This is a genomic window from Parasphingorhabdus sp., from assembly GCF_036963805.1.
GTDB lineage: Bacteria > Pseudomonadota > Alphaproteobacteria > Sphingomonadales > Sphingomonadaceae > Parasphingorhabdus.
The window spans coordinates 581,151-603,155 of record NZ_JBALUN010000002.1 but is presented as its reverse complement, the minus strand read 5'-3'; the positions used below and the strand labels follow the sequence as shown (position 1 = coordinate 603,155).

Sequence of the window (22,005 nt, the reverse complement as noted above, 5' to 3'; positions counted from 1 at the left end):
AGTTTAACGCAGGATACCCTTTGCCGTCATCCTGCGCGCGTACCAGATCAGAAAAATGACGGACAACCAGATCGCGGACGTAAAAATCAGGATTCCCGGTGTGCTCAAACTTGCGGGCATATCGGAAGCCATTTGATAAATAGAGGATCCGATCAGGCCTAAGAAAGACAGCAGAAATGCGCCCGTGGCATAACGGCTGCGCAACAATAATAGTAGTGAGCCGACAAACGCACCCCAAACGCCTAGCGCCCATGCGGCATTTGCCCAAGCTGGAAAGGCGTAAAAATAGTCCAACTGCTCCGGCGTAAAACTGCTCATATAGGATTCGTTCCGCGTTTGCGTCATCGTATAATCCAGCGCCCCGCCAAAATTCCACAGGGTTGCCAAGATACCAATCAACCAAAAATGCCGTGGGGCGACGACCCTGTCATGGCCGTTAGCCAAATTCTCCATTGCTTCAGTCATGCTATTCCTCCCTTATTTTCTCGATCACTATAACATAAGCTTTTATGCCGACAAAATTTGGACATAAGCTAATGAACATGCTGCTTTTTGGATGAGAAAATGCCATAATGGCACGCAATGGATGATTTTTTTACGAATGACGCTTCCCAGCAGGCAAACGAGCAGCTTCCTGCCAACGCGCCGCTAGCCGAACAACTCCGGCCCAAAAATCTAGGCGATGTAGTCGGCCAAGACCATCTGGTTGGGGAAGACGGTGCTCTTAAACGCATGATAGTAGCGGGGAGACTTTCCTCGATCATATTCTGGGGACCGCCGGGGACCGGAAAAACCAGCTTGGCGCGATTGCTTGCCAATGAAACTGATTTATATTTCACTGCCATATCGGCAGTGTTTTCGGGCGTGGCAGACCTAAAAAAAGTCTTTGCGGAGGCCGAGCAACGCCAACGGATCGGAAAGCAAACCCTATTATTCGTCGATGAGATTCATCGCTTCAATCGTTCTCAACAGGACAGTTTTTTACCCTATGTGGAAAAAGGCACAGTAATATTGGTCGGCGCAACAACCGAGAACCCGTCATTTGAGCTTAATGCCGCCCTGCTCAGCCGGACGCAGGTCTTGATCCTCAACCGGCTCGACAGCCCGGCATTAGGGCAATTGCTGACTAAAGCGGAGGAATTGACTGGAAGCGATCTGCCCATAACAGATGGCGCCCGCGAAGCGTTGATCGCCAGCGCCGATGGCGACGGGCGCTTCCTGCTCAATCAGGCGGAAACACTGTTTTCGCTCGACATCCCTGAACCACTTGATCCCGCAGCCCTCGCGAAGCTGCTGCACCGGCGCATGGCCGTCTATGACAAAGATCGCGAGGGCCATTATAACCTAATTTCCGCATTGCATAAGTCGCTGCGCGGTTCGGACCCTCAAGCCGCGCTTTATTATCTGGCGCGGATGCTTGTTGCTGGAGAAGAGCCACTTTACGTGCTGCGTCGTATCGTCCGTTTTGCGAGCGAAGATATTGGCATTGCTGACCCGCAAGCCTTGGTTCAGGCACTCGCCGCAAAGGATGCCTATGATTTTCTGGGTAGCCCGGAAGGCGAGCTCGCCATAGCCCAAGCCTGCCTCTATTGCGCCACTGCCCCCAAGTCCAACGCTGTTTATAAGGCACAGAAAGCTGCTTGGAAATCGGCCAAGCAAACGGGGTCGCTGATGCCGCCGCAAAATATCCTGAATGCGCCAACCAAACTGATGAAAGATATCGGTTATGGCAAAGACTATAGCTATGACCATGAAAGTGACGACGGTTTTTCGGGCGACAATTATTGGCCCGCAGAAATGGAACCAGCGCAATTCTATGAACCGGTTGATCGCGGTTTTGAACGGAAAATTCGGGAACGATTAGCTTATTGGGACAAATTGAAACATGAAATTGACCGCTGAAGTTATCAGTTCATGACCAACACATACCGCGCCGCCATCTGCACCGCATTAACCGGCCCCGATTCCATCCGTATCGAAAACCGGGAAACCGTGCCGTTGCAAGCAGGAGAAGTCCGTGTTGCCGTAAAAGCAGCAGGCCTCAACTTTCCTGACTTGCTGATGACTTACGGGAAATATCAATTCCGTCCCGACCCGCCGTTCATTCCCGGACTGGAAGTGGCAGGCGAAGTCATTGAGTTCGGGAGCGGAGTGACCGAATACGTGATAGGCGACCGCGTCATGGGCGGGAGCAAGGGCAATGGCTTTGCCGAACAGATTGTCCTGCCCGACACAGCGGTCCGGCCCTTATCCGCTGCTCTGACTTTTAGTGAAGGAGCTTGCTGGCACGGTGCCGCGATTACCGCTTGGCACGCGCTAAATGACAAAGCCGCTTTGCTCGAAGGAGAGAGCATTCTCATCCTTGGAGCGAGCGGCGGTGTTGGCATGGCAGCGGTCAAACTCGCCAAGCATAAAGGCGCGCTGGTAATTGGCACAGGTTCCCATGAAGAAAAGCGCAAAGCGATCTTGAATGCTGGGGCAGACCATTGCCTCGATCCTGCTGACCCTGATCTGACAGCCAAAGTAAAAGACCTAACCGGCGGCAAAGGCGTTGATGTGGTATTTGATCCTGTTGGCGGCGATCTCGCGATAAAGGCAACCCGTTCCATCGGATGGGGTGGTCGCTATTTGATCGTGGGCTTTGCGAGTGGCGAGATCCCCTCCTTTCCGGCCAATCATGCCCTGATAAAGGGATATAGCCTGATCGGACTACGTGCCGGCGAGAGTGCAAGACGCGATCCGGAGCTGGCGAGACGCAGTGAACAGGCCCTCCACTTACTGGCTGATCAGGGTATAATGCGCCCTCATATATCGCACAGCTTTGCGTTGAACGATGCAGCCGATGCGCTGCGTTTACTTGAGCAACGCGCCGTTATCGGGCGGGCAGTCATCACCATGAAAATCTGAAGAAGGTTACATATAATTACCCTCCAGTCGCGGCACCCAAATAATCTTGACTGTATTTCAAACGGATAACGTGCTAGAGTTCCCTTAGTGATTTTAATAACACAAAGGGGAAGCAATAATGGATGGACTGAGAATTGGCAATTATGCGCTCGATACTGAGCTCATGATAGAATTAGGAGAGAAGTTGGGCCTCGCGCTTGTCGCTCTCCTCGTTACTTGGGGTTTGGCTAAAGCCGCAAAATGGGCCTTTGCCAAGCTTGTTGATAATGTCTCCTTCCTACAGCGGGACACTTCCTCCGGTACCTCGGTTGGAGAATCCCTCGGCAAGATCGTCTCTTTGCTTATTTGGCTATTCGGCCTGCTCATCATACTTCGTGTGCTGGGCCTTGGCGGCGTAGATGCTCCTATTCAGACATTACTGAACAGTGTCATGGAATTCATCCCGAACCTATTAGGTGCGGCGATAATATTCTTCATCGGCTTGGTCGTGGCACGCATTGTCCGGGACCTTCTCGTTACAGCACTGCAAACCGTCGATTTCGACAAATGGGCTAATCGCGGCGGCGTCGATACCGTTACCGGCAACACTCAGATCAGCAAAACATTGGGCACGATTGTCTATGTTCTGATCATCATTCCGATTGCAATCCTATCGCTCGAAGCGTTGGAACTTGAATCAGTCTCCGGTCCTGCCAGCGATATGCTGCGCATGATATTGGCTGCAATTCCTAATATTATCGGTGCGGCGATCATTCTTGGCATCGGCTATCTGATCAGCAAATTCGTGGTTCAGATCATCAAGGAAGTCCTGCCAGGTCTGGGTGTTGATCAATCGGTTGCGGCCATGGATATTTTGCCAACCGGAACATCGCTCACGACCATTTTGGCTCGTGTCGCGCAAATCGCCATCATGTTGTTCTTTGCCATCGCGGCAACGCGCATGTTGGGCTTTGCAGACCTCACCGTCATTCTTGATCAAATTCTTGAACTTGGTGGCCGGGTCATCTTTGGCGGCGTCGTTATCGGAGTTGGCTTCCTGATTGCGAACCTCCTGGCACGCGTCATCAGCGGAACAGGTGAAAGCCCAATGGCGGCGACCATCGTTCGCTATGCTGCAATCGTTTTGTTCACCTTCATGGGCCTTCAGTTCATGGGCGTGGGTGAAGAAATTGTTGAAATGGCATTCATGGCACTTGTCATTGGCGGCGCAGCAGCTGCTGCTCTCGCCTTTGGTTGGGGTGGACGGAATGTGGCGGGTAAAGTCTTGGAAGACTTGCATGCCAATCCACCGAAAGCGCCTATAGCTAAACCTGCTGCACGCAAGCCTGCCGTTCGTAAGCCAGCGGCCCGCAAACCAGCTGCCAAATAATAGTCAGATAGACAGCGAATAGATTGAGGGCGGGTCCATTGGGCTCGCCCTTTTTTGTGTCCTATTTATTTCCCGCACATCTTGAGTTACAAATCATTCATGCGCCGTTTTACCCAATTTACCTGCATTGACTGGTCCGGCGCGAAGATTGAGCGGCCCAATGGCATAGCGGTTGCGACTATCGGACCGGAAGGACCGCCAGCCCTCCTGTCCCCCGATCCACGATGGTCCCGCGAAGATATTCGCGACTGGCTGCTAAGGATAGCTGCAGAACAGCAAGACATGCTAATCGGCTTTGATCTGTCCATGGCGCTGCCATATTATGACAGAGGATGCTATTTTCCGGCATGGGATGACAGTCCATCCCATGCAACCGACCTTTGGCAACTGGTGGAACGATTATCTGCGGCGGATCCTTATCTCAATATCCTATCTTTCCTCGACCATGCTCAGGCCCGACGCCATTTCCGTCACAGCCGCGACTATGTCGGGGACTTATTTGCAGGTGGAGCGGGACGGTTACGTGTCGTGGAACAGCATCAACGCGAAACCGGTCAGGCCAATAGCGCCAGTTGTTTCAATCTGGTTGGAGCCGCACAAGTCGGTAAATCCAGCCTTACCGGCATGCGGATGCTGCATCAGTTAAACGGTGCGATTCCGGTTTGGCCTTTTGACCCGGTTCCAGACCGCGGGCCAATGATCGTAGAGATTTATACCACGATAGCCGCCCTCGCTGCCGGATTGCCGAAAGGCAGAAGCAAGATACGTGATCGCGCCGGTCTGGAAATGGCCTTAGAGGCTTTGGACACCGCTCTCCCAGCAAAATTACGGCACTATGATGATCACAGCACAGATGCTTTAATTACCGCCGCGTGGATGAAGCATGCCAGCGCGGATGAAAGATTGTGGCACCCGCCAAAGCTAACGAATGAAATAGCGAAAAAAGAGGGCTGGACCTTTGGAGTTTTTTGAAGCAAAGAGCGCTCGGTATTGGCTATCGCCACCAAACCAGCGCCGAATTAGCTCAGCTGGTAGAGCAACCGCCTTGTAAGCGGTAGGTCATCCGTTCGAGTCGGATATTCGGCACCAGCCTTCCCTGCAAGGCGCAAAAAACTAACAAACCATTGATTTGCTTAACTTATCCTCAACTTTGAGGGTACATAGAAGGGTACAAAATCGGTGGGAATTATTTTGAAATATATCCAGAAAAACCCCCAAGCTGGGCTTCTATATTACCGCAGGCTGTTCCCAGCCGCCTTGCGCCAGTACATTCCTAGTCAGCCACAGCACCTCAAGCGGTCCTTGAAGGCAACCGCTATTGATGCCCCCGGCGCTCTGGCGCGATACAAAGAGGCTCATGATGAATATGAGCGGCTGGTGGCGTTGGCCCGCAAGGTCCAGACAGGAACCTACGATACCCTTGATGAGCCGATGATTATTTATCTTACAGCCAAATTTGAAAGCGCATGGCGGACAAAAGCCGATGAAATCCGCTGGCAGCGCGGGGAAGCCAAGGACCGGCAGGATGAGGGTGTAGACTACTTGCTTGATGATTTCCGTCACTGGAATGCCGATGGTGATCTGGAAGCAATCGTGCCGTTTTGGACTAAGGACGCAACCGCCCTTGTAATAGCGCAAGGCCTTATACTGGACCCTCACAATACTGACCGATTCAATCGGCTCTGCGCATCGCTCAATGAAGCCGCTATTGTCGTCTGCGAAGCAATCCGCGTAGGCAAGCAGAACCAGCAAAAGGAACTCCCTCCCTCGCCGCGCCTCAATGTTCCGCAAACGTCCGGCACGATAGCAAGCAAGAGCTTTGAGGCTTTGGCCTTAGAGACGATGGATTTGGCTCATGTTCGCGTTTCTGAATATACACGAACTGAAATCAAAACGTCCCTCAGGTTCTTTCGGGAAGCGTTCGGGAAGCCTGTACCTGCCGAAATTACCCGCGCAATGGTCAACGAGTGGCTTGAATTGTTAGCCAAGCGGCCTTCCCGGCTCCCAAAAGAACACCGCCAGACCCCGCTTAGGGAATTGGTCGAAATCTATGAGGGCCGCACTGATATCCCGTTTCTGATGCCTCAAACCCTTAAGGGCCGTTCGGTGTATCTAGCAGGTAGGTGGGATGCTATTGCAGCGGCTGGCGGAATGGTGGAGGGGCAGTCCAACCCCTTTAGGGGCCACAAGTTTCAACGCAACGCAGCCTCAAGAATGGTCAAGGGTTTCAGCGCTTCTGAATTGAGGGCTATATTCTCGCTACCCATATTCACGGCTGGTGAAAGGCCTGACGGCGGAAAGGGTGAGGCCAGCTACTGGCTCCCTCTCCTGATGCTCACGACCGGAGCGCGGCCCACTGAAGTTGCTCAGCTACTGACCGGCAATGTTTGGCAAACGGATGGTGTGTGGTTGATAAAATTTACTGATGAAGGCGAGCATCCCGCAATAGGGCCTAAGACCTTAAAAACTGCAAGGACTGAGAGCGGAAAACGTACCTTCCCGGTCCCCTCACGCTTGTTGGACCTCAAATTCATTGAATATATCGACCACCTCAATGCTTCAGGAGAGGTTGCGATGTTCCCGAGGCTAAACCCTAAGTCCGCCGCTGGCAATGATCTCCATGCTAGCTACGGTGTTTGGTGGGGAGAATACTTGCGAGAGATGGGTATCCTGCCAACCGGAGTTACCCGCCAGCCGTCTAAGGGGTTTCGCCATGTTTGGCAGACTGCAGCGCTCAACGCTAAAGTTCCCAGAGAAGCCCGAGAGTACATCATGGGCCACACAGATAGCGGCGGTAACGCACAGCGTTTCTACGGAGATTGGACGGCGCTAGGTGAGTATATACACGTGGTGGACCCCGAGGGTCCCGACTGGAGCAAAGTGCTGCGCTGGGCAAATAACGATCAAGCGAAATAATTATTAAATATACCCGTGCACCGTTTGCCGTCATTCATTGATCCCAATGAAACGCGGAAGCTTGACAAATGGGGCTGCTACAAGTGAGGTGCCTACTTGCGACTACAATAAGGAAGTTTGATTTGAAATACTGCAACATCGAAATGTTCTTGGATTCGCGGCAGTGAAAAAGCCAAATCTATTTATTGGTTCAGCCGGTGAGAGCCTTGACTTGGCCTATGCAGCTCAAGAAGGGCTGGAAAGAGACCTTCAGGTTACCGTTTGGACACAGGGAGTTTTCCAGCTTTCAAGGTCTACAATGGAATCCCTGATCGATGTACTGAACGAGGCTGATTTTGGCCTTTTTGTTTTGTCACCGAACGATGTAACGAAAATGCGGAATTCAGAAGTGTTGACGGTTAGGGACAATGTCATTTTTGAGCTTGGGCTTTTTATAGGTCGGCTCGGGCGTGATAGATGTTATATGTTGGTACCTCGCGGTATAGAAGACCTTCATTTGCCAACTGATTTGCTGGGCATAACACCCGCAGAATTTGATGCAGAAAGGGAAGACCAAAATTTGGCTGCTGCACTCGGACCCGCGTGTCAGCGCATACTACGATCAGCCAGAAAACTAGGTCATTTTGAACCACTTCCACCCGCCAATGCTGAGGAAGAGGTTAACGCGAGCGGTTTATTGTCAGACCCTCATGATTGTACTAGTGCCATTCAAGCGTGGATGGGTAGTCGGCCTTCCGGACTCAACACCGGCCTGATTCGCTTCCATGACACCGACCGCGAGTTGGGCCTGACACCCGGTTCTACTGAGCTGTACATTGAAGCGGCGGCTAAGGAATGGGGGTACAGTATGGAGCGTAGGGGACCTCAGACGATCTTGTTTAATAGTCGCTCTCGCGGCCTTGGCGGATATTAGGCCGGTTAAAGTAGGGGCGCTTTCCTCTAAAGCAGCGGCCTCCCTCCCCAACGCAGCACTTAACGCCTCAGCTAATGGTGCCCTCTATGGGGGCATTGGGGGCGCACTGAATGAAAGCGGCGATGGTCGCCTACAAAACGCAGCCGGTGGTGCCATAGGCGGTGCCGTTGGTGGTGCGGTATTGGCTCCCCTCCTCCGTGGAGGCATGGCCACAGGAACATTTGCTAGGCAGAACATCCCCGGAGTGGACCAAGCCGTCTCCTCCGTAGGAAACGTCTTTAACAAGATGGCGAACCGCGCCCCCGATAGACCCGCAGCACAACAGCAAGCACAGCGTATCATCGCTGATGAAATGGGCAACGGCACGATAGCTACAGGAATGGGTACGGGATCAGTACCACTGACAGCCGAAACCGTAACCGATGAGATAGCCAAGCGGGACCTTATGGGTATCCCTGCGATGCCTGCCGATCTTAGCGAACAGCTACGGCGCATAACCAGCTGGTCCCTTCAGGGCCGTGGAGCTATGACAACCAAGGCCCGAGCGGCCTTAGGGGAACGCCAAGCCAAACAGGGCCAGCGTATCCGTGACCATGTCCAATCTGAATTAGGTCCGGCAGTTGATCCCATTAAGGCGGTCGATGATATCCGGTACCGAGCATCGGCAGAGGCAGCTCCTAACTACCGGCAGGCATATAATGAGGGCATGACGGTTTCCACGGAAATGCAGGAAATCATGAAGACCCCCGCTTTCAAACAGGAAGCAGCCAAGGCCTTTAAGGAAATCCGAGACTACGGCGGGAACCCTAAAGACTTCGGATTTATCCAACGTCCTGATGGCTCCGTTGATTTTGGTGAAACACCCTCTCTTGAGGCAATCGATATGATCATCAAGAAAATACGGATGGATATCCCTCGGAACCCCTTAACGGGACGCCCGGAGCTGGACAGTTCAAACTTCCGTGCCAGCGGCATGGCTTCAGGTCTTGATGAAGAGGCCCGAAAAGGTTCTCCACTGTTTGACACCGCGAAGTCGAAATATGCCGATGAAATGGCGATACGCGATGCATTGGAGCAAGGCCAGAACGTAGGGAAGATGTCGGGTCACGAGATCGCAGCATCCACACGAGCTATGCCTGAACACGCCCAAGAGGCATGGATAACAGGTGCCAGAACGTCCCTTGCGGATAATGCGGTTGCGGCGGGTCAAAAGCCTACAGCGAACGTAGCGCAAAACACCCGCAACAAAGTCGGATTATCCGGTGCAGGTTCCGCAGCTTCTCCCGGCGATGTCGTCAAAGTGGACGCTATTGAGAACCTGACAGGAAAGCCCGGATCAATGGGCCGTCTGGATGACCGTTTAGAAGCGGAAGACCAAGGCTTCAAAACCTTTAGTGAGGCCTTTCTGAACAGTAAGACAAATGCCCGCGAAAGTCTCGATGAGAACCTCATGGCAGGCATAACCCAGACTGGACGCGATCTGTTGTTTGGTAATATTGCATCAGCCGTGGGCGGCGTCTTATTCCGTGGTACCGCCAAAGGATCGTTCAAATTCAAACAGGATGTACAAGATTCCATAGCTGAAATATTGACCGAAACTAAGCCGGATAACATCAAAGCGGCCTTTGAGGCAATTCAACAACGAGCCGCTCACGACCGTAAGTTTAGTGCCCTCCTGAATAAGGCAGGCGTCCAAGTAAGCCGTCTCTCAGCCACGCAATTAGGCGGCGCTGATGGTGATCCCATCCAAACCGAATAGCTGCTACAAAGACTAAAGGGACCTCTTTTTCAGTTCACAGGCCCCTTAACACCCCTGCAAGACTTAACCGTCTTGTGGGGGTATTTTTTCTATCTGTAGTTCCGCATCTCTATTGCTCCACCAATAACCAGCCAAAGTGTGAGCACTACCATAGCGATGGCGATGGCCCCCACGACTGGCAAGTTCACAAACCACCCCCAAGCATCTGATAGGGACCAAAGGTAAAACGCCGGTCTTTCCATAACTATCCTCTCGTGTTGTTAACGTATCAGCCAATCGGCTATAGGGCCTCCCCATTAGCCGTCTCTGCGCCTTTCAATCCCATTAGGGCCTCAAGGTCACCCCAAGTAATTATCACGCTGTGCTGGCTTCCTCCGTTGTCTTTTTGAATGATGGCCAAAGTGTCACCCATGTTCTCCGCATATCCATCTTCTAACTTTAACATATTTGCAGCTTCCTTCATTCCAGTGTTTTAACCAAATGCACTTCCCGCCTAAGGTTCTGTATTGAAAAGGGTACAAAAAGGCGGTACAAGCCCACCTGAAGTAGAGTTATTATTTGTTGAAAATCAAGGGTTTATTTCAGAGAGGGCCTAGTCGGATATTCGGCACCACCCCCACTATCGTCCCGGTCTATCCGATAGGGATTTGGGGCTCCCCTTTTTTAAGGGAGAACGCATTCTCTCCTTTCCAAAAAAAGGCCCCACCGGTTTCCACGGCAGGGCCTTTCTTCCGTGACGATTCTGTTAGAATTTCATACCAGCGCCAATACCGTAACGGCGTGGATCCAACGTAAAGATATTCGTATATAGTCCAGATGAGGCATCGGTCACATATTGGCCCGTAATACTGTTGCTATCGAACAGGTTTTGAACAAACCCGCGAACATACCAACGGTCATCGGGTCCATTAAGCTGAATTTGCGCATTGGCTTGCGTAAACCCTTCGATGCGATCCGGATTACCGTTAAAAATGCTGCCATAGCTATTTCCAGTGTAGGCCAAATCAATCCGTGGAACCAAGCTCATGCCATTGTCGAAATTGGCGGTATATTGGGCACCAATCGAAAACTTGACGTTGGGTGCCTGAGGTAGCTCGTTGCCGTTGATATTAACCGGCACACCGGAACCCAGAACCTCGTATGGAAGCCCGCCAGCGGCTATTTGTCCGGCAAGGACTGCACAGATGCCATAGGCCCCTGTTGATGCAATCCCGCTATCAGATGGGAATGCTTGAGGTGCGTTCAAACCAAGGCCAGCATTTACCGCTCCGACAAAGCCGTTCACACCGGCAACGTTACCCGCGACCGTAGGAACAACAGCACAATTTGAGGCGTTTTGCAGATCTTTGATGATCACGGCATCGCTCCGTCCACCGCCCGGGTCTCTTGGATTAGACAGGAACTTATCTTCCGACACTTTGGTCTTCAAATAGCTGAAGCCCATATTAATAACCCAATCTGGATCAGGCCGAACAATAGCCTCTGCTTCGAAACCGTAAATATCTGCCCCAACATTATCATTAACCGACGTTCTTGCTACAATACGACTCAGCTGCAAGTCTTTATATTTATAGTAAAAACCTGTCAGATTAAGCTGCAAAGCCCCGTCAGCGAATGAATTTTTCAGGCCGACTTCAAATGCGTCGACTTGCTCTGGACGGAAGGATTCGTTGACGGTAAAAATCGGCTGTAAAGGTGGATTGATACCGCCTGATTTATAACCGCGCGAATAAGATACATAGAGCAAGCTATCATCCGAAATCTTATAATCGACAACTGCCCTGCCCGTAATCTTGTCAAAAGCGACGCTACGGCTTTGAAATGCATCGCAACCGGCAACAGAACCAACGGCCCCGACTGGTGAGGTAGCCGTACAAGCCGTAGACAAATCTCCATCGAACGATGCACCAAGTGGCGTATCGTATATATCCCCCGTTTGACTATAGGGGATAAAGAAGCCGCTATTGAGCAACCCAGACCGTGCCCGGACAGATTTTTTGTCATTATTATAACGCACACCAACCGTAAATTTCAGTCGATCACTCACATCAAAATAAGCTTCACCAAAAAGACCGTAAGATTTTAACTTAAAATCGTCGGTATTATTGCGGAAAAAAGACTGTCCTTGATGGGATGGCGCCAATCCTCCTACCAAAGATCCGAACGACCCTAATATAGCTGACGAATAATCGAGGCCAAAGGCGTTTACATAATAGCTATTTTCTGAAACCTCGGACTCTGCATAGATGCCACCAAGCAAGAAGTTAAAACTGCCTTCCAAATCGCTGCTAATAATAGCTTCGGTCGACCATGCGGATCCTTTTTGGATAGAACGATCAAATTGAAGAGGTTCGCTGCCACAAATGGCATTGCCGCCGAACGCGCCAAGCCCTGTTGGATCTGTATCGGATGTACAATATACGCCGCCTGCTGGTCCTCCTGGGTTTAGGGCATTGGCCGCAGCGGAAAAATAAGCTGCTGGAAGGCCGGGGATCAAGCCGGCACCAGCCGCTGCCAAAGCTCCCAACCCACTATTATACAGAGATTTATCGCCTACATTCAGGTTATAATCCTGCCGAGAGTCAACTTTTGTTTCCTGATAAGTTCCCGAAATCTGGGCGCTAATCGGTCCAAAGTCATGTTCAATCTTGCCTTGGAATATCAATTCACTGGTAAAATATTCGGGCGTGAAGGCTGTGTTAACAACGCGAGGATCACTGGGAGTGACCGAGTTCGCGTAAATATTGGGATCATTTTCCAGACTTCCGAGTGCGAAATCTGTCGGAATACCTGCGATTGCCAATAACTCTGTAGAAGCAAAAATTGCCGCCAGTGAAGCATTCGCATTAACCGGGGAAGCATCCAAACGGTTGTTCAGACAACCCAACACGCCGGTCGGATCAGTCTGACATAATTGCTTCTGGATACGCAGCCGGTCGTCGTCTTCGCGGAAATAGGAAGCCATTAAATCGACCGTCGTATCTGCCCCGGGTTCCCAACGGAGTGAACCCCGAACAGAATAAAGGTCGCGACCATCTATACTGCTATTATCAAAGAGATTTTTTGTGAAGCCATCGCGATTAATATACACGCCAGCAAATCTTGCTGCGAGCGTATCACCTATGGGTAAGTTCAACATGCCTTTTAGTTTAAAGGATTGATAATTCCCATATTCACCGTCAAGCGCGCCTTCAAATTGATCAATTTTTGGTTTTCCGGTAACGACATTAACCACTCCAGATGTTGCGCTGCGGCCAAATAAGGTGCCCTGCGGACCACGCAAAACTTCGATGCGCTCGAGGTCATAGAATTCTGTTTCAAAAAGCCGCGTTTGGAACAGCGGAGACTCATTGAGATGAATCGCGGTAGCCGAATCTCACGTCACGCCTGTACACAAATCACCGATTCCGCGGATGGTAAAACTGGACGTCGTGAAGTTAGTTTTAGTAAATGTAACGTTCGGAAGCGTTAATTGAAGATCACTGGAATTCTCAATCTGCTGCGCTTCCAATGCTTTTGAATCAAAGGCGGAAACGGCGATCGGTACTTCTTGGAGACTTTGTGCCTGACGCTGTGCGGTCACGATGATGACATTGTCATCGACCATCTCATCAACTTGCGCCCATGCTGGTGAAGCCACTGCGGATATAGCTGTGGCGGCTAATAGTAACGATTTACGCATCATTCTCTCCCAATCCCGAAACGTTTTTCTAGAGAGCGACGCTCTTTGCTCACCCCCAAGCCAACCAATCTTCAACTAATTCATCAAACAAGTCTATACTGAAATTAAAAAAATGCATCTTATAGTTACATTTTTGCATCTTTGTCCCAAAACTTGATGCAAATTTGAAAAAAGCCCCGCCAGTTTCTCGGCGGGGCTCTAATTTAATCGAAGCGAGTTTCAACTAGAATTTATAGCGTGCCGACACACCATAAGTCCGCGGTTGGTTTGGATAGCCGGAGAAACTTCCCTCCTGGCCAACCGCAGGGAATGCCGTCGTCAGATAGTCTGCACCGGTCAGGTTACGGCCCCAAATCGTGAACTTCATATTTTCATTATATGACATTGTTGCCGAAGCGTTCAGCGCATTAACCTCACGGGTAAAATTAATTGCTGTTGGATCAGCTGGATTGTCATCGAAAAGGTTAACCTTTGATTCATAGTGATAATCAGCACGAAGGTTCAGGCCCAGAACGTCGCTAAGGACAATATCATAGTCAACGCCCAATGTTGTAGACAATGCCGGAATGGTCGATGGGGTTGTTCCCGAAATATCACCATTAATGCTGTTCACGAAACTATCATAGACGGGATCGAGATAAACCATCGCGACACTGAATTTCAGACCGTCAATTGGCGTGACGTTACCGTCGAACTCGATACCCTTTGTGGTTTGCTTGCCCGCGTTGGCCAGTTCGAAACCCGTCCCATTAAAAACATTCGATTGGAAGCCTTTGATGGACTGGGTGAATAACGTCAGGTTAAACGCTGCGACATCCCACTGCCCCTTTATACCAACTTCATAGACCGTCGCATTCTCCGGCCCAGCAAAGCGTGAACCAAATGTCTGGTTTGGCTGCAACAATCCAGCTGCACCCAAGGCAGTAGCATCAGCTGCGAATGGACGACTGTCTCGCGACAGGTTGATCGAGCTTGCCTTAAAGCCGGTTGCGTAGCTTGCGTAGACATTCAGGCTTGGCGCTACTTCATAAGCCAAACGTGCTGTGTATGTTAACTTGTTGTCCTTCGTACGGCCATTTTCAACCGAGTTTGGCAGATTGACCAACGGCGGCTGAAATTGGAGATCACATAGGCCTCTTGGCCCAGAATTTGCTTCACAATTGCCCAGTGGATTGGACAATATCCGATCAGGCCCGACACCCATTGTCTGGTCATAATTCGGGTTGACCGAGAGGAATGCAGCCGTGCCAGCATCAACGCCCGCACCCAGCAACAATTGCTCACGGAATGCAGCATATTGCGGCGCATCAAAATCAATTGCCGCAAATGCCTCGGTTGCAAGAATATTGTTTGAGAATTTTTTACTGTCATTAGTATAGTTCAAACCACCGGTGAGAACCAAGCCATCGGTAATTTCAAAATCCACTGTACCGAAGAACGAAAAGGCTTCGTTCTTGAAAGTATAGGCTTCATCATAGCCTGTGCCGCTTGCGAAGAAGCGATTGGCATAAACAGCCGGAGAAGCCGCCAGACCTGCCGCAAAATCACTGCCACCAAGTGCCCCTTCCAAAGTATTAAAGTTCAATGCTCCGCCGGTTGCATCATCTATTAATGCGTTACCGTAGGCACGGAAATCGTCACCGAATTCGATGTCGTTTGCTATATCGATATTTTCGTTGAAATAATAACCGCCCAATAGAAAATTGATTGGGCCTTCAAAATCGGATGCAACGCGCAATTCCTGCGTGAACGTCCGGATTTCAGTTTCGTTAATATTCTGGCTGATCAAATCGGCGCCGGTGAAGTCAGAATCCTGGTTGTTGAAGGAATCGACGCCGCGATAGGCAGTGATCGACGTCAGGCCGATCGCACCCAGATCATAATCAATCTGCGCTGATCCACCGTAGTTTTTAATCCGGTTTTCGGAAGGAATGTTGGTGTAAACATCATAAGAGAAAGGGTTTTCTGCATCAATGCCAATGCCGCCGGCCAATGCATTTACGATTGCTCCGGTTGGTCCATTGATAAGGTTGCCTGCGACACAACAATCTTCGTCAATATGATCATAATCAGCGATCAAGCGGACGGACAGATCATCAGATGGTTCAATAAGCAATTGCCCGCGAAAACCGTAACGGTTGCGTTCGTTGACGTCTGAGTTCAGGTTTAAGTCCCGCGCATAACCATCACGCTTGTTGATATTGCCCGATAGGCTGAATGCGATATTATTGCTAATCGGCCCGGTTACACTGGCCTTCGCAATGATTGCGTTATAATTGCCGTAGCCGAGTTCTGCAGAGCCGCCGAAATCAAATTGCGGTTTCTGCGTTACAATGCTGATCACACCGGCCGACGCGTTCTTGCCAAACAGGGTAGATTGGGGACCGCGTAAAACTTCAACGCGCTGAAGATTTGGTAGGTCGCCAATTTGCGCAGCAGAACGTGACCGATAAACCCCATCAATGAATACGCCAACGGAAGGTTCGATGCCCGCGTTGTTTGCACCATTACCAAATCCGCGAATGATGAAGTTGGTATCGGCGGAGCTTCGCTGCTGGTTAACGCGAAAAGTCGGAGCAATAGTTTGGAGATCGTTCAAATCGCGGATCTGTGCTTTCGCAATATCTTCCGCGCTAGTCACCGTCACAGCTACAGGAATTTCTTGTAATGTTTGTTCGCGTTTGGTGGCGGTCACGATGATGACATTGTCATCAAAAACCTCTTCTTCCTGCAAATCCTGTGCGTAAGCAGGAACAGCAGATATCAAACCGCCGATAGCAGTTGCGGTCAAAAATTTGGTTACTCTCATTATATACTCCTAAAAACTCACTTGCGGGACGGATCAAACTAAAGTCGCCCTCTTTACTAAACTCAGTATCGTTAGAAATACGTCAAGAGTCTGCCGCTTCTCAAGCTTCTCAGCCCAATAAGTATATTATTATGGCGAAGCCATCCAAATCGTTGCAATATAGCAACAAATGTAACCAAATATCTGTGTTGGTGCCCCTGGCCCGACTCGAACGGGCACTCCTTGCGGAACTGCATTTTGAGTGCAGCGCGTCTACCAATTCCACCACAGGGGCCGATTTGCTTTGCCGCAGACTGGCATGTGCAAAATCGACGCCCTGTTAGCCGAGTAAATTTTTGCTGGCAACCCTCTGTTTACCGGTTTTCTTTTAGAGAAGATTTCCACCGATCATTATCTGGGCGATCCAAAGCGGAAAGGCTGTTATCGCCATGAAGCTGCCAAGCGGTAAGGCGCTATCTGCGCTTATCGCCTGCCCTCTTATCTGCATTGTCATCGCCGACAATATACCGATAAGTGCTGCCCCCAAAATTACGAGCGGCAGTGCAGGCCATCCCAACCAGCATCCGATAGCTGCGAATAATTTCGGATCGCCGCCGCCCAAGCCCTCTCGACCGCGCAGCTTTTGATAGCCCCAACCGATCAGGAAGAGGGATATAAAACCGACAAGGCCGCCTATTAGCCGATTTATAAAATCTGGATCATCCACTGCGACAGATGCGGCCAGTCCAATCGCAGCTAACAATAGAGACAATCGGTCCGGTAACCAGTGATGCTGAGCATCTAACGCCGCCAATGTGAGCAATAACCAACCGAATATTGCGCCAAGCATACCGTCAATGCCCGGTGCAACAAATAACGCCAAGCCACCAATCAGCCCCGCGCTTAGCTCTATGATAAGATGATCCGATTTGATTGCCACACCACAATTGGCGCATTTCCCCGATCGCAACAAATAGCTAATCACCGGTATCAAATCGATGGCGCGCAATTGCTTCTCACAACTGTCGCAGCGAGAACGCCCTGAAACGACCGATTGTCCCAATGGCCAACGGATGATGATAGTCGCCAAAAAACTGCCGATTATGAGTCCGAATAGGATTCCGGCAATAGGATAGACAAAGGTTGGCAACACGGGCTCCCGCAAATCATGAACCAGGCGATTGGCATGACATCGAGAGATGTTCAATCCTGCGATTGAAAAATCTAGAAGCTGCGCCTATGTCGAGGGCCGATAATCAATGCTGCCAAACGGCGCCAATATCTTTTGAAAGGTAAGCTTTATGTCTCAATCCGATCCTGTCGTTATATTGTCCTACGCCCGCACCCCGATGGGCGGAATGCAGGGTGTTTTGAGTGAAGTCAGCGCTCCGGATCTGGGCGCAGTGGCCGTTCGCGCGGCTGTCGAACGTGCCGGAATTGATGGCGCAGATGTCGAGCGCATCTATATGGGCAATGTTCTTTCCGCAGGCCTCGGCCAGGCGCCGGCCCGTCAGGCCGCCGTTCTGGCCGGTTTGCCGCAATCGGTCGAAGCGACCACGCTTAATAAAATGTGCGGTTCAGGCATGCAGGCGACCATAATGGGCGCCGAAGCTCTGGCTGCGGGTTCCATCGATTTCATTGTCACCGGCGGGATGGAAAGTATGACCAATGCGCCCTATTTGCTCCCAAAAATGCGGAGCGGCGCACGATTAGGGCATACACAGGCGATGGACCATATGTTCTTGGACGGGCTTGAAGATGCGTATGAAAAAGGCCGTGCAATGGGTAGCTTCGCCGAGGAAACTGTAGGCGAATATCAGCTAACTCGGGAAGCACAGGATGAGTTTTCTATCGAATCTCTTGCCCGCGCCAAAGCAGCGGTCGAAGGCGATGCTTTTGATGACGAGATTGTCGCTGTCGAGGTTAAGACCCGTAAAGGCAGCGTCACTGTCGACAAGGATGAGCAGCCTCTGAAAGGCAACCCCGAAAAAATTCCACAATTGCGCCCTGCCTTCGCCAAGGACGGCACAATCACGGCTGCGAACGCGTCATCCATTTCCGATGGTGCCGCGGCAATGGTTTTATCACGCGCCAGCGTGGCCAAAGCCAAAGGCCTGAAACCTGAAGCGATAATCGTCGCCCATGCGGCCCATGCCCATGCGCCTGCAAAATTCACCACCGCGCCGGTGTTTGCCATTCAGAAACTTCTGGAAAAAGCTGGCTGGGAAGCTGACGATGTTGATCTATGGGAAGTCAACGAAGCCTTTGCATGTGTCGCTATGTTCGCAATGCAGGATATTGGCATTCCGCACGAAAAACTGAATGTTAACGGCGGCGCGACTGCGCTTGGCCATCCTATCGGCGCCAGCGGCGCGCGGATCATGGTCACCTTGATTGCTGCGCTTAAAAAACAAGGCCTGAAAAAAGGTGTTGCGGCCCTGTGTATTGGCGGCGGCGAAGCAACCGCAGTGGCCATTGAATTGGTTGACTAGCCCTTATCCAAACAAACAAAAAGGGGCGCGAAACTTTTAGTTTCCGTCCCTTTTTTTGCTTGGCTTGTAGCCAACTATGAGCGTGCCCGATTATTTCAGGGGTTCATCACCCCAGATCATATCCATATGAATATAGCCGCGCCGTCCGGTAACATCGAACAAGCACCAACTATTTTCACATTCGGTAATCCGCCCGACCACACCGGGTTCAACACGCCATATCGTTTTGGCATCTGATCGCGGCCGTGATCGCAAAACCTGCACCGTTCCTTTTTTGCCGATTACCAAGGCCGTTCTAGCTGCGCTCAAAAGCCGGGCATGCATCCAGCCTTGTGCTCCGTCCGGGTCTTCGACCTTGCGCCATGCCTTATAGCGCTCAACGACTTTGACCGGCAGGCGTTCCCTCTTGTAAATCCACATAGTCGGGTATTCGGTACTGGGGCCGGTGCGCATCCGCGCCACAGGCTCATCTATAGACGCCCAATAAGGCGGCGGCTGTTGCGCAATACTCGGCGATGCAGCCATCAAGGTCGAAACCAAGAGCCCCACAGTCGATAAAATTCTTAATCCCGAATAACGCATGTTCAAACTATTATTTCCCCGATGGCTCATAGCCTTAAACTGAAAACCAAGCGCGCATCAAGCGCCACCTGCTTGACCTGTTGTAAAATTCAGGCATAGCAATTGCCTTATGGCTGAAACACCTCGATCCGAAAAACCCAGACCCGCGAAACCGCGTGTAATCATAACTCGCGAACTGGCCGATGTCGTCCACAACAGGATGCGCGAACTGTTCGATGTGGTGCCTAATCTAACTGATAAAGCCTTTACCCGCGATGACTTAATTGCAGCAATGGCTGATTGCGATGTTCTGGTTCCCACAGTGACCGATCATATAGATGCCGAGATGATTGCCGGAGCGCCGGAGCGCCTGCAACTCATTGCCAGCTTTGGTGCAGGCGTCGACCATATTGATCTCGCTGCCGCACGAGCACGCAAAATTCTGGTAACAAATACGCCAGGTGTTTTTACCGAAGATACCGCCGATATGACCATGGCGCTGATCCTGTCCGTCCCCCGGCGGCTGGCAGAGGGCGAGAAACTCATGCGCTCGGGACAATGGGAAGGCTGGAAGCCGTCTGGCATGCTCGGCCATTGTATCGGCGGCAAAAAGCTCGGGATTATAGGCATGGGCCGTATTGGTCAGGCTGTCGCCCGGCGGGCATCGGGTTTCGGCTTATCGGTCGTCTATCACAACCGGCGTCAATTGCCGCCAGCGGTCGAAGAATCACTTAACGCCAGCTATGTTGCCGATCTGGATGAGCTGATCCAGACCTGCGATATTATCACCATCCATTGCCCACGCACTCCGGAAACACATGAACTGATCAATGCTGACCGGATTGCGATGATGAAGCCCTCCACTTATTTGATCAACACCGCGCGCGGTGACCTGATCGATGAAAACGCGCTGATAGAGGCGCTCCAGCAAGGCAAGATTAGCGGCGCAGGACTTGACGTATATGCGCAAGAACCAGCGGTTGATAAACGCCTACTCAAACTGAAAAATGTTGTCCTTCTCCCTCATATGGGTAGCGCCACGTTTGAAGGGCGTGAAGCATCGGGCGAACGAGTAATCGCGAATATCCGCGTTTGGACCGACGGACACAGACCACCTGATCAAGTTTTGGAAGGCTGGGCTTAAGGCTCTTCAAAACCGCATGTGGTTCTTCGCAGTTGAGTCCGCCCCCGCTCTAGACTAAAAATTGCAGATTATGATTCGGGTGCGCACATAAACATAATAAATAATATTGTTTTCAGGGGATTTCATGAAATATCTCAGTAAGTTTGTAGTCGGGGGACTGGCAGCCATTCTCACAACGGGTCCAGCATCTGCTCAGGAATTTATCGATCCGGCTACAGATGTGGCAAATACCGGCGATACAGCTTGGGTGTTAACCGCGACGGCACTGGTCCTTCTCATGACTCTCCCCGGTTTAGCGTTATTTTACGGTGGTCTTGTTCGCTCCAAAAACTTCCTGTCCGTGCTCGTACAGTGCATGGCGATTGCCGCAGTCGCTTCTGTTTTATGGGTCATAGTGGGCTACACACTGGCTTTTGGCCAAGTCACCAACGGCTTTTTGGGTAACGGCATCAATTGGATGTTCGGAAACCTTGGCAACGTGCGCGAAGGTACTGCCATTCCCGAATCCGCCTTTGCCATGTTCCAAATGACTTTTGCGGTCATTACCCCCGCTCTGATGGTCGGAGCATGGGTCGACCGTGCCCGCTTCGGCTGGGTTATTGCCTTTTGTTCACTCTGGTTGCTGGTTGTCTACGCGCCCGTCACCCATTGGGTTTGGGGTGGCGGCTGGCTCTCAGGACTTGGCGTCCTCGATTTTGCGGGCGGTATTGTGGTTCATACCACGGCTGGTATTTCAGCACTGGTCGTCTCGATCATGATGGGCAAACGCATAGGATGGCCTAAAACGCTTATGCTGCCACATAGCCCTGCGCTGACGGTTGCTGGTGCTGGCTTGCTATGGGTAGGCTGGTTCGGGTTTAATGGCGGCTCCGCATTAACCGCTACGGATGATGCATCTTCAGCGATTATCAACACCCATGTCGCGGCTTCTATGGCAGCCTTGGTGTGGATATTGATAGAGCGGATCAAGGTTGGCAAATCCACCGCAGTCGGCGTTGCAACCGGCGCTATTGCTGGCCTTGCAACCATTACCCCTGCGGCCGGTTTCGTCGGTCCCGGCGCGTCCCTCATCATCGGTGCCTTAGCGGGTTTCGTCTGTTTCTTCGCCGTCGGGCTGGTCAAACACGGTTTCAAAATTGACGATAGCCTTGACGTTTTCGCGGTCCATGGTGTCGGCGGTATGCTCGGATCCCTTCTGCTCGCTCTATTTATTAGCGAGAGCATGGGCGGCATAGGCTATGCGGAGAATATGGCCTTTGGTAGCCAGTTTGTTGCGCAGCTAATCGGTGTTGGCGTGGTGGCCATCTGGTCTGCAATTGCGACGGCGATCCTAGCCTTTGGTATCAGCTTCGTCCTGCCGATGCGGGTGAATGAAGATGACGAGCGCGATGGTCTGGATATTGCCAGCCATGGCGAACGGGCATGGGACCTGGATTAAGCTAGAAAAAGCGGTCTATGATAAATTAGGACGCTA

General features: G+C 51.3%; 17 protein-coding genes and 2 tRNA genes. 11 read left to right on the top strand and 8 right to left on the bottom strand.

Annotated features, from left to right (window positions below; translation table 11 throughout):
* Positions 1-3 precede the first annotated feature (3 nt).
* The gene (locus V7676_RS09545) at positions 4-465 is read right to left on the bottom strand and encodes a hypothetical protein (RefSeq protein ID WP_335659455.1); all 462 of its coding nucleotides are present in this window, start codon (positions 463-465) and stop codon (positions 4-6) included.
* A 117-nt stretch (positions 466-582) separates the two neighbouring features.
* Between V7676_RS09545 and V7676_RS09540 the strand changes: the two genes are divergently transcribed.
* The 8 genes from V7676_RS09540 to V7676_RS09505 all read left to right on the top strand — a co-directional run bounded on the left by V7676_RS09540 (position 583) and on the right by V7676_RS09505 (position 9,864).
* Positions 583-1,902: a replication-associated recombination protein A gene (locus V7676_RS09540; protein ID WP_335659454.1), complete on the top strand. Its 1,320-nt coding sequence runs from the start codon at positions 583-585 to the stop codon at positions 1,900-1,902.
* Positions 1,903-1,914: 12 nt separating this feature from the next.
* Positions 1,915-2,907, top strand: coding sequence for an NADPH:quinone oxidoreductase family protein (locus V7676_RS09535; RefSeq protein WP_335659453.1), 993 nt, complete (start codon positions 1,915-1,917; stop codon positions 2,905-2,907).
* 118 nt (positions 2,908-3,025) lie between these two features.
* The gene (locus V7676_RS09530) at positions 3,026-4,276 is read left to right on the top strand and encodes a mechanosensitive ion channel (protein WP_335659452.1); all 1,251 of its coding nucleotides are present in this window, start codon (positions 3,026-3,028) and stop codon (positions 4,274-4,276) included.
* A 99-nt stretch (positions 4,277-4,375) separates the two neighbouring features.
* Positions 4,376-5,248: a hypothetical protein gene (locus V7676_RS09525; RefSeq protein WP_335659451.1), complete on the top strand. Its 873-nt coding sequence runs from the start codon at positions 4,376-4,378 to the stop codon at positions 5,246-5,248.
* Positions 5,249-5,289: 41 nt separating this feature from the next.
* Positions 5,290-5,365: transfer RNA gene (locus V7676_RS09520), tRNA-Thr, on the top strand.
* Positions 5,366-5,455: 90 nt separating this feature from the next.
* Positions 5,456-7,192, top strand: coding sequence for a hypothetical protein (locus tag V7676_RS09515; protein ID WP_335659450.1), 1,737 nt, complete (start codon positions 5,456-5,458; stop codon positions 7,190-7,192).
* A 163-nt stretch (positions 7,193-7,355) separates the two neighbouring features.
* Positions 7,356-8,105 (top strand): nucleotide-binding protein, encoded by a 750-nt coding sequence (locus tag V7676_RS09510; protein WP_335659449.1) that lies wholly within the window; start codon positions 7,356-7,358, stop codon positions 8,103-8,105.
* Entirely contained in the window at positions 8,092-9,864 is a 1,773-nt protein-coding gene (locus V7676_RS09505) for a hypothetical protein (protein ID WP_335659448.1), read from the top strand. Before V7676_RS09510 ends, V7676_RS09505 begins: the two co-directional genes overlap by 14 nt.
* Before the next feature lie 280 nt (positions 9,865-10,144).
* On the opposite strand, the gene V7676_RS09500 is transcribed toward V7676_RS09505, so the two are convergent.
* The 6 genes from V7676_RS09500 to V7676_RS09475 all read right to left on the bottom strand — a co-directional run bounded on the left by V7676_RS09500 (position 10,145) and on the right by V7676_RS09475 (position 17,484).
* A complete protein-coding gene (locus V7676_RS09500) occupies positions 10,145-10,309 on the bottom strand; it encodes a hypothetical protein (RefSeq protein WP_335659447.1) in 165 nt (54 codons plus the stop codon).
* A 300-nt stretch (positions 10,310-10,609) separates the two neighbouring features.
* Positions 10,610-13,147, bottom strand: a complete 2,538-nt coding sequence (locus V7676_RS09495; RefSeq protein ID WP_335659446.1) for a TonB-dependent receptor — start codon at positions 13,145-13,147, stop codon at positions 10,610-10,612.
* Between the two features lie 93 nt (positions 13,148-13,240).
* A complete protein-coding gene (locus tag V7676_RS09490; RefSeq protein ID WP_335659445.1) occupies positions 13,241-13,549 on the bottom strand; it encodes a TonB-dependent receptor plug domain-containing protein in 309 nt (102 codons plus the stop codon).
* Positions 13,550-13,769: 220 nt separating this feature from the next.
* Positions 13,770-16,355: a TonB-dependent receptor gene (locus V7676_RS09485; RefSeq protein ID WP_335659444.1), complete on the bottom strand. Its 2,586-nt coding sequence runs from the start codon at positions 16,353-16,355 to the stop codon at positions 13,770-13,772.
* A gap of 189 nt (positions 16,356-16,544) precedes the next feature.
* Positions 16,545-16,629, bottom strand: a tRNA-Leu gene (locus tag V7676_RS09480).
* Positions 16,630-16,722: 93 nt separating this feature from the next.
* Positions 16,723-17,484: a prepilin peptidase gene (locus V7676_RS09475; RefSeq protein WP_335659443.1), complete on the bottom strand. Its 762-nt coding sequence runs from the start codon at positions 17,482-17,484 to the stop codon at positions 16,723-16,725.
* 151 nt (positions 17,485-17,635) lie between these two features.
* Between V7676_RS09475 and V7676_RS09470 the strand changes: the two genes are divergently transcribed.
* On the top strand, positions 17,636-18,826 hold the full coding sequence (locus tag V7676_RS09470) for an acetyl-CoA C-acyltransferase (protein ID WP_335659442.1): 1,191 nt from the start codon (positions 17,636-17,638) through the stop codon (positions 18,824-18,826).
* Positions 18,827-18,916: 90 nt separating this feature from the next.
* On the opposite strand, the gene V7676_RS09465 is transcribed toward V7676_RS09470, so the two are convergent.
* Positions 18,917-19,438: an SH3 domain-containing protein gene (locus V7676_RS09465; RefSeq protein WP_335659441.1), complete on the bottom strand. Its 522-nt coding sequence runs from the start codon at positions 19,436-19,438 to the stop codon at positions 18,917-18,919.
* Between the two features lie 79 nt (positions 19,439-19,517).
* Between V7676_RS09465 and V7676_RS09460 the strand changes: the two genes are divergently transcribed.
* Positions 19,518-20,531: a 2-hydroxyacid dehydrogenase gene (locus tag V7676_RS09460; RefSeq protein ID WP_335659440.1), complete on the top strand. Its 1,014-nt coding sequence runs from the start codon at positions 19,518-19,520 to the stop codon at positions 20,529-20,531.
* A gap of 124 nt (positions 20,532-20,655) precedes the next feature.
* Complete coding sequence (locus V7676_RS09455) at positions 20,656-21,969, top strand: ammonium transporter (RefSeq protein WP_335659439.1); 1,314 nt, start codon at positions 20,656-20,658, stop codon at positions 21,967-21,969.
* The last annotated feature ends 36 nt before the right edge of the window (positions 21,970-22,005 follow it).